We start from the raw sequence: 13882 nt of genomic DNA, 5'->3' as shown, positions 1-13882 counted from the left end.
GCCGGTGGAACGGGAACAGGGATCGGTGGTGTCGTCGGAGGTGCGCGCGGCCTACGCCTATCTGGGCGCGGTGACCGAGCGCCCGACCGCGCAGCTGTGGGACCTGGTGGACTCGGTGGGGCCGGTGCGCGCGCGAGAGTTGATCCGCGCAGGCCGAGCCGGTGACGCGGTCGGCGCCCAGACCGAGGCACGGCGGGACCTCATCGACGGGAATCGATTGCTGGAGGCCGCCCACGAGGTGGACGCCCGGCTCATCGTGCCCGGTGACCCGGGCTGGCCGGGTTTCGCGCTCGAACCCCTGGACCGTCCGCGCGGCCGACGCCGCGCCGGGACGGGCGGGGTGCCCACCGCGTTGCGCCCGCTGGGGCTGTGGTGGCGTGGCCCCGCAGACCCGGGCCTGGTGCTGAGTAGGTCCGTCGCACTCGTCGGGACCAGGGCACCCACTTCGTACGGCCGGGCGGTGACCGCCGACCTGAGCGCCGGGGTGTCCGCCGAGGGGTTCACTGTCGTCTCGGGTGGGGCTTTCGGGGTCGACGCAGCGGCGCACCGCGCAGTCCTCGGTGTCAGCGGCGACACGATCGCGGTCCTAGCCGGTGGAGTGGATCGGCTCTACCCGCGCGGGAACGACGCGATGCTGCGCGAGGTCGCGGAGACCGGCGCGGTGATCTCCGCGCAGCCGCCCGGGACCGGGGTGACGCGGTATCGCTTCCTCGACCGGAACCGGATCATCGCGGCGCTGGCCGGCGCCTCCGTGGTGGTGGAGGCGGCTGCCCGAAGCGGCGCACTGAGTACGGCGGCGTGGGCCGCTGCGCTGGATCGCCCGGTCGGCGCGGTGCCGGGGCCGGTCACGTCTGTCGCCTCGGTCGGGTGTCACCTGCTGCTCCGGGAGCGGGGCGCCGTGCTGGTCTCACGCACGTCGGACGTTGTCGAGCTCGCAGGTCGGATGGGGGAGACGGTGCCGCCCCCCAGGGGTGAGCCCGGCGTGTGGGACGGGTTGGACGATGCGACCAGGCGGATCCTGGAGGCGCTGCCCACCTCGGGTGGTGCCGAACCCGCCGAGATCGCGGCTTCGGCGGGAATCGCACCCGTCACCGCGAGGGCGGTGCTCGGCCGGCTCCTGTCCTCCGGGGCGGCCGTACGGAGCCCGGAGGGGTGGCGCAGGTCTCCGGACGGCGGGGTGCAGATGAGTTTTCCCGTGTCGTGACCCCGCTTCGTGGCGGCGGTCGCACCGACTGTCCCGACACCACCGCCCGACACCACCGCCCGGCGGCCCGCACGGTCGCCCGCCCGGTCGCCCGCCCGGCGTGCTTGCGCCGCCTCGGCGCGGGGGAGACAATTGGTACCCATGGGACCGGTGAGCATGCCTGAGGGTGGTTGGGACACTCGGTCCGAGCCGTTCGGTGGCGTGGTCGACGACTTCGCGGACTACCTGCGCACAGCTCGCTCCCGGTCCGAGGCCACCGTCCGCTCCTACCGGGCGGACGTCCTCGGTCTGCTCGCCCACCTCGCCCACGAGATCGACGGACCCACCACCGCGGCGGACCTGCGCGGGGCGCTCACCCTCCCCGCGCTGCGCGGGTGGCTCGCCGCCCAGGTCGGTGCGGGGGCCGCCAGGTCGACCGTCGCCCGCCGTGTCGCGGCAGCCCGGTCCTTCAGCGGGTGGGCCGCACGGACCGGCCTCGTGACGGCGGATGTCGCGGCCCGGCTCGAGGCACCGCGCGCCCGTCGTCACCTGCCCGAGGTTCTCGACATCGACCAGGCGGCCGAGACGATCCGTACCACCGAGCTCGGCGCGGCCGAGGGGGACCCGATCGCCCTGCGAGACCGGGTGGTCGTGGAACTGCTCTACTCCTGCGGGATCCGGGTCGCCGAACTGTGCGGGCTCGACGTGGACGACGTCGACACCGAGCGCCGCCTGCTTCGCGTGGTGGGTAAGGGCGACCGCGAGCGCGCCGTCCCGTACGGCCCGCCCGCGGACCGGGCACTGCGTGCCTGGCTCGACGGCGGTCGGCCGACGTTGGCCACCGCCCGGTCCGGCCCGTCCCTGTTGCTCGGGGCGCGCGGTGGGCGACTCGACCCCAGGGCTGCGCGGCGGATCGTCAACGAGGTCACCGCCGCCACGCCGGGCGCCCCCCGGGTGTCGCCCCACGCGCTGAGGCACAGTTCGGCGACTCATCTGCTGGAAGGCGGCGCGGATCTACGGCATGTACAGGAACTCCTCGGTCACTCCACCCCGGCGACCACCCAGATCTACACGCACGTCTCGGCCGACCGCCTCCGCGCCGCCTACCGCGGGGCCCACCCCCGCGCCTGAGCGGAGAACGGGGCCCTGACGTCAGCCGGCCCCGTCTCCGGGTCGCGTGGGCTTGAGCCGGATCGGCCGTTCGGCGTCCGCGAGCAGTGAAAGCGGATCGACGTAGTCGTCGTCGTCGTCACCGGACGGGTCGCCGGAGGTCACACGGGCGCCCCAGTGCAGGCACGCCGAGGCCGGACACCCGGGGTGGCCGGCGAGGAGCCGGCCCACCTCCCCGCCCGCGATGACGCGATCACCGGCCCGGACGGTGGCACGCACCGGCTCGTAGGTGGTGCGAAGGCCGCCACCGTGGTCGATCGACAAGACGGGTCGACCTCCCACGGCCCCGGCGAACAGGACCGTCCCGTCCGCGGGCGCCAGCACCGGGGCGAGCACCGTGCCGACCAGATCGACCCCGCGGTGCCCCCGGAGCCATCGCCGGGCGGGCGGATCGAACGGGGTCGATACCGAGACCGGACCCGGCAGGGGGCTGCCCATGCCCACCCGTGACCCGAACGGCGCGGCGTCGGCCACGGGGACGAGGGCGAGGATCCCCGCTGCCAGGCCGGCACAGGCGCGGTGGCGGAGCCGTCGTCGATCGATCCGGTTTGACTGCATACCGTGAGTCCACCGCACGCACCCCGGAGCCGACCATGGGGGATCGGAACCTGTGGACAGGATGGACGACCATCCCCAGCAACCGCCGCACACGGGCATCCCCGGGAGCCGCCACGCACGGGACTCACCCGCGACCGCGGTTCGCGGCGGCCGGAACCCGCCCGGGGCGGGCCGCCTTGGAGGGGCGCGCCCGAGAGGTTATGCTTCCGGTGCGGTCGACTCTGCGTCGATCGACTTCGCGTGTCCTGCGGCAGCCCGGTTCCCGGGAGCCGCATCCGGGCCCCGGGGCCACGAGCCCCGGCCCCCCGGACGCCGGACCAGCAGGTGCCCCCGCCCGACGGGGGTCCGGCCCGGCGCGGACACCAGGGCCCACGGCCACCCGGCTCGTGGGCGGAACCCGATACACAGAAAGCGAGGACGAGGGCCTCGCGGTCCGGCTGCTTCCAAGCCGGACGAGCCCTCAACCCATCATGGCAGTCATCTCCATGAAGCAGCTGCTCGACGCAGGTGCCCACTTCGGCCACCAGACCCGCCGCTGGAACCCGAAGATGCGTCGGTTCATCTTCACCGACCGCAACGGCATCTACATCATCGACCTGCGGCAGACCCTGACGTACATCGACCAGGCGTACGAGTTCGTCAAGGAGTCCGTCGCCCACGGCGGCACCGTCTTGTTCGTCGGCACCAAGAAGCAGGCCCAGGAGGCCATCGCCGAGGAGGCCGCCAAGGTCGGCATGCCGTATGTCAACCAGCGTTGGCTGGGTGGCATGCTCACCAACTTCCAGACCGTGCACCAGCGGCTCGTCCGCCTCAAGGAGCTCGAGTCCATGGAGCAGTCGGGCGGATTCGAGGGTCGCACCAAGAAGGAGATCCTCATGCTCACGCGTGAGAAGAACAAGCTCGAGCGCACGCTCGGCGGTATGCGTGACATGAGCAAGGTCCCCTCCGTGGTGTGGGTCGTCGACACCAACAAGGAGCACATCGCCGTCGGCGAGGCCCGCAAGCTGAACATCCCGGTCGTCGCGCTGCTCGACACCAACTGCGACCCGGACGTCGTCGACTACCCGATCCCGGCGAACGACGACGCCATCCGCTCGGTCACCGTGCTGACCCGCGTCATCGCCTCCGCCGTCGCCGAGGGCCTCAAAGCCCGCTCGCAGGCCGGCAAGGCCACCGGCGAAGAGGCCGAGCCGCTCGCCGAGTGGGAGACCGAGCAGCTGGACCAGGTCACCGGCGCCGCCACGGCAGAGGGTGCCGAGGCACCCGCCGAGGTCACCGGCACCGAGTCCCCCGTAGCCGAGGCCCCCGAGGCCGACGCCCAGGAGATCGCGGCCGCCACCTCCGAGGCGCCGGCCACCGAGGCCTGATCCTCACCACCAGCTCGAGCACCGTCGGGCCCGGCCGCCCACGATCCCCACGGGGATCATCCGGGGGCCGGGCCCGAGGTGTCGGAGGCGGTGGGCGGACGATCCACCGACGCCCCGGCGTCTAGGGTGGAGGCGATCGCCCGCCGACCGAATCAGAACACTTTTCCGACAGATCACGAACCCCTTTAAGGAGGGTCGCCCCACCATGGCGAACTACACCGCTGCCGACGTCAAGCGTCTGCGTGAGCTCACCGGCTCCGGGATGATGGACTGCAAGAAGGCTCTGGAGGAGACCGACGGCGACTTCGACAAGGCCGTCGAGGTGCTGCGCATCAAGGGCGCCAAGGACGTGGGCAAGCGCGCCGAGCGCACCACGGCCGAGGGCCTGGTCGCCATCAAGGACGGCGTCATGATCGAGCTCAACTCCGAGACCGACTTCGTCGCCAAGAGCGCCGAGTTCATCGCGCTGGCCGACAAGATCGTCGAGGTCGCCGCGACCCAGGGCATCTCCGACCTCGACGCGCTGAACGCCGCCGAGCTCGACGGCACCACCGTGGCCGACTCGGTCGTGTCCTTCTCCGCCAAGTCCGGCGAGAAGCTCGTCCTGCGCCGCGTGGGCAAGCTCGACGGTCCCGTGGCCGTCTACCTCCACAAGCGCTCCTCCGACCTGCCGCCCGCCGTCGGCGTCATGGTCGCCTACTCCGGTGAGGGCGAGGCCGCCGAGGCCGCCGCCCGTTCCGCCGCGATGCAGGTCGCCGCTCTGAAGGCCCAGTACGTCTCCCGCGAGGACGTGCCCGCCGACATCGTCGCCAAGGAGCGCGAGATCGCCGAGGCCACCGCCCGCGAGGAGGGCAAGCCCGAGCAGGCGCTGCAGAAGATCGTCGAGGGACGCCTCAACGGCTTCTACAAGGATGTCTGTCTGCTCGACCAGCCGTCGGTGACCGACAACAAGAAGACCGTCGGCGCCCTGCTGGACGAGGCCGGCGTCAAGGTCTCGGCGTTCCTGCGTTTCGAGGTCGGCCAGGCCTGACCACGGCCCGAACCCGCCGTAGCGGGTTCCCGAACGACGGCGGTACCCGGTTTCCCGGGTACCGCCGTCGCCGTCTGCACGGTCGGGTGTGCCCGTACCCGGCGGGCTGGAGTGTGGCGGTCGTGGCGATAGGGCAGAATGAACCCGGTCCCACCACGGACCACACGCCACTCCGGCCAATCGATGTCGGGGGCGTGAACGCGCGCGACACGGGCTGGATCCGCCCGGGACGAGGAGAGGGATGACCGACCCGCGGGACGGCTACAAACGTGTGATGCTCAAGCTCGGCGGCGAGATGTTCGGCGGCGGCAGCGTGGGGATCGACCCGGACGTGGTGCAGTCCGTCGCCCGGCAGATCGCCGATGTCTCCCGGACGGGGGCGCAGATCGCGATCGTGATCGGCGGCGGCAATTTCTTCCGGGGTGCCCAGTTGCAGCAGCGCGGGCTCGACCGGGCGCGCAGCGACTACATGGGGATGCTCGGCACCGTCATGAACTGCCTGGCGCTGCAGGACTTCCTCGAGCAGGAGGGTGTGTCGACCCGCGTCCAGACCGCCATCCACATGGGGCAGGTCGCGGAGCCGTACATCCCCCTACGCGCCGAACGGCACCTGGAGAAGGGCCGCGTCGTGATCTTCGGGGCGGGGATGGGCATGCCCTACTTCTCGACCGATACCACCGCAGCCCAGCGCGCGCTGGAGATCAAGGCCGACGTGCTGCTCATGGCCAAGGCAGTGGACGGCGTCTACTCGGACGATCCCCGTACCAATCCCGACGCCGAGCTCTTCAGCCGCATCGAGCACCGCGAATGCCTCGAGCGGGGCCTGAAGGTGGCCGATGCCACCGCGTTCAGCCTGTGCATGGACAACGACATGCCCATCCTCGTCTTCAACCTTCTCACCGAGGGCAACATCGCGCGCGCCGTCGCCGGTGAGCAGATCGGGACGCTGGTGGCCAGCACGGCCTGACACGTCCTCGACCCGACCACTGACACCGACCCCAACGAAAAGGGACAGACATGATCGACGACACTCTGCTCGAGGCCGAGGACAAGATGGAGAAGGCGATCGAGCACGTTCGCGATGAGCTCTCAGCCATCCGCACCGGCCGCGCCAACCCGGGCATGTTCAACCGCGTGTTCTGTGAGTACTACGGCAGCATGACGCCCATCACCCAGATGGCGACCATCTCGGCACCCGAACCGCGCATGCTCATCATCAAGCCGTACGAGATGTCGCAGATCGGCCCGATCGAGAACGCCATCCGCAACTCGGATCTGGGCGTCAACCCGACCAACGACGGCCAGGTCCTCCGCGTGACCGTGCCGCAGCTCACCGAGGAGCGGCGCCGGGATCTGGTCAAGCAGGCCAAGGGCAAGGCCGAGGACGGTCGCATCGCCGTCCGAGGCGTCCGGCGTAAGGCGATGGACGAGCTCAAGCGCATCGACAAGGACGGCGAGGCCGGCGAGGACGAGGTCAACGCGGCGGAGAAGGAGCTGGACAAGCTCACCCAGCGGTTCGTCGGCGAGGTGGACGAACTCGTCAAGGCCAAGGAAGGCGACCTGATGGAGGTCTGACCTCCGCGACACCCATCACCCGACAACCGAGGAGTATGCCGTGGACCCCGCTCCCCAGGGCCCGCCCGGGCCCACCGCCGCGGCCGCCGCACCTCCGTCGCGCGCCGGCCGTGACCTGACCCGGGCGATCCCGGTCGGGGTCGGCCTGGGCGCGCTCGTGATCGCGAGTATCGCGTTCACCCCGCGCGCGTGGTACTTCGTCGCCGCCGGCGCCGTCGCCATCGGCACCTGGGAGGTGTTCAAACGCCTCCGCCAGGCCCGGTTCGCGCTTCCACTGTTCCCGCTGCTCGCAGGCGGGCAGGCGATGGTCTGGGCGGGTTACCTCACGGGAGCGGAAGGCGCGTTCGCCGCGTTCGCCGTCACCGGCGTGGTCGTCCTGGTCTGGCGTCTGCTCATGGCCGGTCTGACCACCGCACCGAAGAACTACATGCGCGACGTGTCGGTCGCGGTGTTCGTGTTGGTGTGGATCGCAGTTCCGGGAGCCCTCGGCGCGATGCTGTCGGACGGCGATTACGGCGCGCAACGGGTCGTGGCCCTCATCCTGCTGGTCGTGTGCTCCGACGTCGGGGGGTACGTGGCGGGGGTGCTCTTCGGGAAGCACCCCATGGCCCCGGCGATCAGCCCCAAGAAGTCCTGGGAGGGATTCGCCGGGTCGATCCTGTTCGCGACGGTCGGCGGCGCACTCGTGGTCGCCCTGCTCTTCGACGACAGCGTCTGGAAGGGCATCCTGCTCGGCGTCCTGACGGTCTTCACCGCGACGCTCGGTGATCTGGTGGAATCGCAGGTGAAGCGGGACCTCGGCATCAAGGACATGGGCACGCTCCTGCCGGGGCACGGCGGATTCTTGGACCGCCTCGACTCCGTGCTGCCCACCGCGGTCGTCGTCTGGGTCATCTTCACCTACGTCGTCCCGACCTGATCCGTCGACCACCTCCGTTGGCACGGGTGACGTCGGCACGGGGCGAAGCCGCGAAGTGAGCGGACCCTCCGACCCCGCGCCGGGTGCCGCGCGTCGGTGTCGTGAGTCAGTGTCGGGCGGTCAGTTTGCGCGCCTTACGTGCGCGCATCCGCAGCTGGAGGATCCGGAAGCCGGCGAACAGGGCCATGATCAACGCGCCGGCGATCGCGGCGAAGAGGATCAGCACCCCCAGCGGGAGGGTGAACTCCAACCCGAGAAAACGGACGTCTGTCGAGGTCGTGTTCTGCGCGATGAAGATCAACAGCAGGATGGTGACGAGCGCGCCCAGGACCAGACCCACCCACGCGGAGCCCAGAAGTCCCCCCGACGAATCGGGGACAGCATCCTGCTCGTGAGTGCGTGTCGCAGGGGTCGACTCGTCGGCGGGGACGAGGGTGGAGTCCGCGTGGGTGTCCTCGAGGGGGATCTCGTCGCGCCCCTCGACGGGGGCGGCGTGACGACGGTCTGTCGGGTCGTGTGATCGCTGTGCCATACCTGGACTGTATGCCCTGGCGGCGTCGGACGGCACCGCTCGCGATGTGTTGCGGTCGGCCGTTTCTGACACAATGGCCGCATCATGGCTGAACCTCTCCCGCTTGTTTTTGACGCCCCCCGCCGAGGGCTGCCCCCTCGTCACTTCGCCGACCTCGACGCCGACGGTCGCGAGGCGGCGATGGGTGAGCTCGGTGTTCCCGCATTCCGCGGCAAGCAGCTGGCCAACCAGTACTTCGGGCGCCTCGAGGCGGACACCCGCGAGATGACCGACCTGCCGGCCGGCCTGCGGGAGAAGGTCGGAGAGGAACTGTTCCCCTCGCTGACCTCGTCGCTACGACACGTCACCACCGACGAGGGCACCACGCGTAAGACCCTGTGGAAACTGCACGACGGTTCGTTGGTCGAGAGCGTTCTCATGCGCTACCCCGACCGGGCGACCGTGTGCATCTCGAGTCAGGCCGGCTGCGGGATGGCGTGCCCGTTCTGTGCGACGGGGCAGGGCGGTCTGCAACGTAACCTCTCGGCAGCTGAGATCCTCGAGCAGGTCAGGGTCGCCGCCCGCGCCATGCGCGACGGTGAGATCCCGGGCGGGCCGGGGCGACTGTCCAACGTCGTGTTCATGGGCATGGGGGAGCCGCTCGCCAACTACAAGCGCGTCATGACCGCCGTGCGCGGCATCATCGCCCCGCCGCCGTCGGGATTCGGTCTGTCGCAACGCGCGGTCACCGTGTCGACGGTGGGCCTGGTCCCCGCCATCCACAAGCTGGCAGAGGAGGGACTCCAGGTCACCCTGGCGGTGTCCCTGCACACCCCGGACGACGAACTCCGGGACACCCTGGTGCCCGTCAACAACCGGTGGCCGGTCTCCGAGGTCATGGACGCGGCCCGCCACTACGCCGATGCCACGGGGCGGCGGGTGTCCATCGAGTACGCGTTGATCCGTGACGTCAATGATCAGACCTGGCGGGGCGAGATGCTCGGTCGACTGCTCGCCCAGCGTCTCGGGCCCATGGCGCACGTGAACCTCATCCCGCTCAACCCGACGCCGGGCAGCGAGTGGGACGCCAGCCCCCGCCATCAGCAGGACGCCTTCGTCACCGCCGTTCGCGCGGCCGGGGTCTCGTGCACGGTGCGCGACACCCGCGGCCAGGAGATCGACGCGGCGTGTGGTCAGCTCGCGGCCGAGGGGTGAGCGCGGGGGAGTGACCGCTGCGGAGTGACCACGGGCGAGTGACCGCGAGGCCACCCACTGAGGGCTCCGGAAGAAGAGAAGGGCCGTCACCACTCCATCGAGCGGTGACGGCCCTTCCCGGGTCGACCGGGATCAGTGCCTGGCCGGCGCCCGGCCCTGCGGGTTCCGGGCCGCCTCGGCCCCTACGTGACCCGAGGCGGCGGCGCCGACCACCGCGTAGTGGTCCGAGGAGACCTCGAAGACACGGTTCCGCTTGAGGGTGTCGTCCTTCTTGGGCCGAAGCGACAGGAACATCCAGATCGCGAGGAACACGGCGACCGCCACCAGCCAGATGTCCTCCACCCGTCCGATGTGGTTGCCGAACAGCATGGCCAGCAGGAACAGGACGAAGAAGCCGCCCGTCACGAGGCCGACCTTCCTGCTGTGCTGGTGCCAGCCCCACTCGACCGAGGGCTCGTCGAGGGTGCTGATCCCGTCGACGACGATCTCCTTGCTGGTGTGGTGCCCGTCCGCGCTCATGCTCCCCGGTTCTCCTCACGGCTCGCTGGCAGCCCTGCGGGCCGCCGACATCGTGCCCAGTTTGTCACACGCCGTCCGGCGGTCGACGGGTAACCCGCCGGCCTCCGCCACACCGGGGGCCGCTGATGCGGCATCAGGTGGCTCCGGCGTGGACAATGGCGGGGTGACCACGCGCGTTCTCGTCCTCGGCAGTACCGGCTCGATCGGTACCCAGGCTCTCGAGGTGACCTCGGAGGCCGGACCCGGCCGTTTCGAGGTCGTCGGTCTGGCGGCCGGCGGTGGCCGGATCGATCTGCTGGCGGAGCAGATCCGCCGAACCGGCGTCCGGTTCGTCGCGGTGTCCGACCCGGCCGCGGCCGAGCGGATCCGGTCGGGGTTCCCGGAGGCGACGGTTCTCGAAGGTCCCGGGGCCGCGACCGAGCTCGTGGGGGCGGTGGAGGCCGACGTGGTGCTCAACGGAATCGACGGGTCCATCGGCCTCGGGCCGACCCTGGCCGCATTGCGTACGGGTGCGCGGCTGGCGCTGGCGAACAAGGAGTCACTCGTGGCCGGGGGCGCCCTCGTCACCGGCGCCGCGGCCCCGGGCCAGCTCATCCCCGTCGACTCCGAGCACTCTGCGATGGCGCAGTGTCTGCGGGCGGGGACGGCGGACGAGGTGGCGTCTCTGGTGTTGACCGCCTCCGGCGGGCCCTTCAGGGGCCGTACCCGCGCCGAACTGGAAGGTGTCACCGCGGAGCAGGCGCTGCAGCACCCCACGTGGGCGATGGGCAGGATGATCACCCTGAACTCCGCGACCCTGGTGAACAAGTCCCTGGAGCTCATCGAGGCACACTTGCTGTTCGGAGTTCCCTACGATCGGATCGACGTGACCGTCCACCCCCAGTCGGTGGTGCACTCGGCGGTGACCTTCGTCGACGGCGCGACCGTGGCGAAGGCCTCCCCGCCGTCGATGAAGCTGCCCATCGCGTTGGCCCTGGGGTGGCCGTCACGGATTCCCGGGGCGTCGATCCCGTTGGACTTCTCGCAGTCACACACCTGGACCTTCGAGCCGGTGGACTCCGAGACGTTCCCGGCGATCTCGGTGGCCCGGGCTGCGGGCGAGGCGGGGGGTCTGCGGACCGCGGTGTTCAACGCGGCCAACGAGGAGGCCGCCCCGGCGTTCCTGGACGGCCGGATCGGGTTCACCGCCATCGTCGACGTCGTGGCGGAGACCGTGGGCGCAGCCGATCAGTGGTCGTCCGATCCCCGTGATCCGGATGATGTCGCGGCGGCGGAGTCCTGGGCGCGGCGGTACGCCGCGGCCCTCGTCACGAGCCTGGAGGGCTGAGTCGTGCTGGTGTTCGGGATCGTGCTGTTCGCCCTCGGGATCATGGTGTCGATCGTGCTGCACGAGTACGGCCACATGCGGGTCGCGCTGTGGTCGGGGATGAGGGTTCGCAGGTTCTTCGTCGGGTTCGGTCCCACCCTGTGGTCGGTCCGGCGTGGTGGGATCGAGTACGGGCTCAAGGCGATCCCGCTCGGTGGGTTCTGTGACATCGCCGGGATGACCGCGTACGACGAACTGTCCCCGGAGGACGAACCGCGGGCGATGTGGCGCCAGGCCTGGTGGAAGCGCGTCGCGGTGTTGTTGGCCGGGCCCTTCATGAACGTCGTCCTGGCGATCGCGTTGTTCTACACGGTCGCCCTCGGTTGGGGCCTGGTGAACCGGGACGTCCAGCCGATTCCCACCGACCGCGTCGCGGCCGTCGTGGGGGACACCTGCGAGGGGGCGGACCGGTGCGGGACCGGGGTGGGTCCGGCCGGCGAGGCGGGGATCCTGCCGGGCGACCGGATCACGTCGGTCGACGGGGTGCCGGTGGTCAGTTGGGACGACCTGTCGACCGTGGTCTCGGCGCGGCCTGGTGAGACCGTGCCGGTGGCGGTGGAACGCGGCGGGGAGACGATCACGACGACGACGACGTTGACCTCAACGGGCGGGGACGGCGAGCAGCGGGGTGCGCTCGGGGTCCGACTCTCGCAGGACGGGATCCCCCGGGAGATCCTCGATGATCCGGCCTATCAGACCGTCAACACCTACGACGCCCTCAGCGCGGTGCCCGCGACCTTCGTCTTCACCGGGGAGATGGTCGAGGCGACCGTCGATGGGCTGATCTCGTTCCCGGCCAAGATCCCGGCGGTGGCCGCGTCGATCTTCGGGGGCGAGCGGGCGGACGACTCCCCGGTGTCCGTGGTGGGTGCCAGCTACATCGGCGGCCAGGCGGTCGAACAGGGTCTGTGGAGCCTGTTCCTGCTGTTCCTGGCCGGCCTCAACCTGTTCCTGGGGGCGTTCAACCTCGTGCCCCTGACCCCGTTCGACGGCGGCCACATCGCGGTGGTGTTCTACGAGAAGATCCGGGACGCCCTCCGCCGGTTGCGTGGCCTCGCGCCGGGCGGCCCGGCGGACTACGAAAAGCTGGCGCCACTGACGATGGGGGTGTTCGTACTCCTCATCGGCGTCTCCGCGATCGTGATCACCGCCGACTTCGTCAACCCGATCCTGCTGCCCGGCTGAGCCGGGCGCACACCCACCTCGCACCCGTGCCCGGTTACCCGGATAATGGGATGCGGGACCTGCGAGCACCCGGCTGGCAGCCCCTACGGAAGGCCTGAAGTGAACGACTCATCCTCGATCCCAGTGGGACTGGGCATGCCCGACGGCCCGCCGCCGGTCCTCGCGCCCCGGCGCACGACCCGGCAGCTGTTCGTGGGCCAGGTGGGCGTGGGCAGTGATCATCCGGTCTCGGTCCAGTCCATGACCACCACCAAGACCCACGACGTCAACTCCACCCTCCAGCAGATCGCCGAGCTCACGGCGTCCGGGTGCGACATCGTCCGCGTGGCGTGTCCCCGGCAGGAGGACGCCGACGCGCTGGAGACCATCGCACGCAAGTCCCCGATCCCCGTGATCGCGGACATCCACTTCCAGCCCAAGTACATCTTCGCGGCGATCGATGCCGGGTGTGCCGCGGTGCGCGTCAACCCGGGCAACATCAAGGAGTTCGACGGACGCGTCAAGGAGGTCGCCAAGGCCGCCGGTGACGCGGGCATCCCCATCCGGATCGGTGTCAACGCCGGGTCGCTGGACCCGCGCCTCTTGGCCAAGTACGGCAAGGCGACCCCGGAGGCGCTCGTCGAGTCGGCGATGTGGGAGGCCTCGTTGTTCGAGGAGCACGGCTTCGGCGACATCAAGATCTCGGTCAAGCACAACGACCCGGTGATCATGGTCGAGGCCTACCGCCGGCTCGCCGCGCAGACCGATTACCCGTTGCACCTCGGCGTGACCGAGGCCGGGCCCGCGTTCCAGGGCACGATCAAGTCGGCCGTGGCGTTCGGTGCACTGCTCTCCGAGGGGATCGGGGACACCATCCGGGTCTCCCTCTCCGCCCCGCCGGTGGAGGAGATCAAGGTCGGTACGCAGATCCTGCAGTCGCTGAACCTGCGTCCGCGCAAGCTCGAGATCGTCTCGTGCCCGTCGTGTGGCCGCGCCCAGGTGGACGTGTACAAGCTCGCCGACGAGGTCACGGCCGGACTCGAGGGGATGAGCGTCCCTTTGCGGGTGGCCGTCATGGGCTGCGTCGTCAACGGGCCCGGCGAGGCCCGTGAGGCCGATCTGGGTGTCGCGTCCGGAAACGGCAAGGGCCAGATCTTCGTCAAGGGCGAGGTCATCAAGACCGTGCCGGAGGCGATGATAGTGGAGACCCTCATCGAGGAGGCCATGCGGATCGCCGAGGAGATGGGCGAGCCCGTGGGAGACGCCGCCGAGGGCCAGGGGCCCCAGGTCAAGGTCACGCGATAG

General features: G+C 70.5%; 14 protein-coding genes. 11 read left to right on the top strand and 3 right to left on the bottom strand.

Going from position 1 to position 13882, the window contains the following annotated elements; translation table 11 throughout:
- Positions 1 to 4: 4 nt before the first annotated feature.
- On the top strand, positions 5 to 1204 hold the full coding sequence (dprA, locus tag G6R20_RS06550) for a DNA-processing protein DprA (RefSeq protein ID WP_240341306.1): 1200 nt from the start codon (positions 5 to 7) through the stop codon (positions 1202 to 1204).
- Positions 1205 to 1360: 156 nt separating this feature from the next.
- Entirely contained in the window at positions 1361 to 2314 is a 954-nt protein-coding gene (locus G6R20_RS06545; protein ID WP_163376090.1) for a tyrosine recombinase XerC, read from the top strand.
- A gap of 21 nt (positions 2315 to 2335) precedes the next feature.
- Here G6R20_RS06545 and G6R20_RS06540 read toward each other — a convergent pair whose 3' ends face one another.
- Positions 2336 to 2911 carry a M23 family metallopeptidase gene (locus G6R20_RS06540; RefSeq protein ID WP_240341305.1) on the bottom strand — a complete coding sequence of 192 codons (576 nt, stop codon included), beginning with the start codon at positions 2909 to 2911 and terminating at the stop codon, positions 2336 to 2338.
- Between the two features lie 470 nt (positions 2912 to 3381).
- On the opposite strand from G6R20_RS06540, the gene rpsB reads away from it, so the two are divergent.
- The 5 genes from rpsB to G6R20_RS06515 all read left to right on the top strand — a co-directional run bounded on the left by rpsB (position 3382) and on the right by G6R20_RS06515 (position 7802).
- Positions 3382 to 4278 carry a 30S ribosomal protein S2 gene (gene rpsB / locus G6R20_RS06535; protein WP_163375886.1) on the top strand — a complete coding sequence of 299 codons (897 nt, stop codon included), beginning with the start codon at positions 3382 to 3384 and terminating at the stop codon, positions 4276 to 4278.
- A gap of 205 nt (positions 4279 to 4483) precedes the next feature.
- On the top strand, positions 4484 to 5308 hold the full coding sequence (gene tsf, locus G6R20_RS06530) for a translation elongation factor Ts (protein WP_163375885.1): 825 nt from the start codon (positions 4484 to 4486) through the stop codon (positions 5306 to 5308).
- 241 nt (positions 5309 to 5549) lie between these two features.
- Complete coding sequence (gene pyrH / locus G6R20_RS06525; protein ID WP_163375884.1) at positions 5550 to 6275, top strand: UMP kinase; 726 nt, start codon at positions 5550 to 5552, stop codon at positions 6273 to 6275.
- Positions 6276 to 6325: 50 nt separating this feature from the next.
- A complete protein-coding gene (gene frr, locus G6R20_RS06520; RefSeq protein WP_159148644.1) occupies positions 6326 to 6883 on the top strand; it encodes a ribosome recycling factor in 558 nt (185 codons plus the stop codon).
- A 40-nt stretch (positions 6884 to 6923) separates the two neighbouring features.
- Complete coding sequence (locus G6R20_RS06515) at positions 6924 to 7802, top strand: phosphatidate cytidylyltransferase (protein WP_163375883.1); 879 nt, start codon at positions 6924 to 6926, stop codon at positions 7800 to 7802.
- A gap of 106 nt (positions 7803 to 7908) precedes the next feature.
- Here G6R20_RS06515 and G6R20_RS06510 read toward each other — a convergent pair whose 3' ends face one another.
- Positions 7909 to 8334, bottom strand: a complete 426-nt coding sequence (locus G6R20_RS06510; RefSeq protein WP_132061113.1) for a lipopolysaccharide assembly protein LapA domain-containing protein — start codon at positions 8332 to 8334, stop codon at positions 7909 to 7911.
- Positions 8335 to 8418: 84 nt separating this feature from the next.
- On the opposite strand from G6R20_RS06510, the gene rlmN reads away from it, so the two are divergent.
- The gene (rlmN, locus tag G6R20_RS06505; protein WP_163375882.1) at positions 8419 to 9528 is read left to right on the top strand and encodes a 23S rRNA (adenine(2503)-C(2))-methyltransferase RlmN; all 1110 of its coding nucleotides are present in this window, start codon (positions 8419 to 8421) and stop codon (positions 9526 to 9528) included.
- A gap of 132 nt (positions 9529 to 9660) precedes the next feature.
- Here rlmN and G6R20_RS06500 read toward each other — a convergent pair whose 3' ends face one another.
- Complete coding sequence (locus G6R20_RS06500; RefSeq protein WP_096905327.1) at positions 9661 to 10047, bottom strand: DUF2631 domain-containing protein; 387 nt, start codon at positions 10045 to 10047, stop codon at positions 9661 to 9663.
- Between the two features lie 163 nt (positions 10048 to 10210).
- Between G6R20_RS06500 and dxr the strand changes: the two genes are divergently transcribed.
- From dxr to ispG, 3 genes are all read left to right on the top strand, one after another.
- On the top strand, positions 10211 to 11374 hold the full coding sequence (dxr, locus tag G6R20_RS06495; protein WP_240341304.1) for a 1-deoxy-D-xylulose-5-phosphate reductoisomerase: 1164 nt from the start codon (positions 10211 to 10213) through the stop codon (positions 11372 to 11374).
- 3 nt (positions 11375 to 11377) lie between these two features.
- Complete coding sequence (locus G6R20_RS06490) at positions 11378 to 12598, top strand: M50 family metallopeptidase (protein WP_275898237.1); 1221 nt, start codon at positions 11378 to 11380, stop codon at positions 12596 to 12598.
- Between the two features lie 135 nt (positions 12599 to 12733).
- Positions 12734 to 13882 carry a flavodoxin-dependent (E)-4-hydroxy-3-methylbut-2-enyl-diphosphate synthase gene (ispG, locus tag G6R20_RS06485; RefSeq protein WP_082923994.1) on the top strand — a complete coding sequence of 383 codons (1149 nt, stop codon included), beginning with the start codon at positions 12734 to 12736 and terminating at the stop codon, positions 13880 to 13882.

Source organism: Dietzia sp. Alg238-R159, from assembly GCF_900537145.1.
GTDB lineage: Bacteria > Actinomycetota > Actinomycetes > Mycobacteriales > Mycobacteriaceae > Dietzia > Dietzia kunjamensis.
Note: the sequence above shows the minus strand (reverse complement) of the source record. Positions and strands in the feature narration are given on the sequence as shown.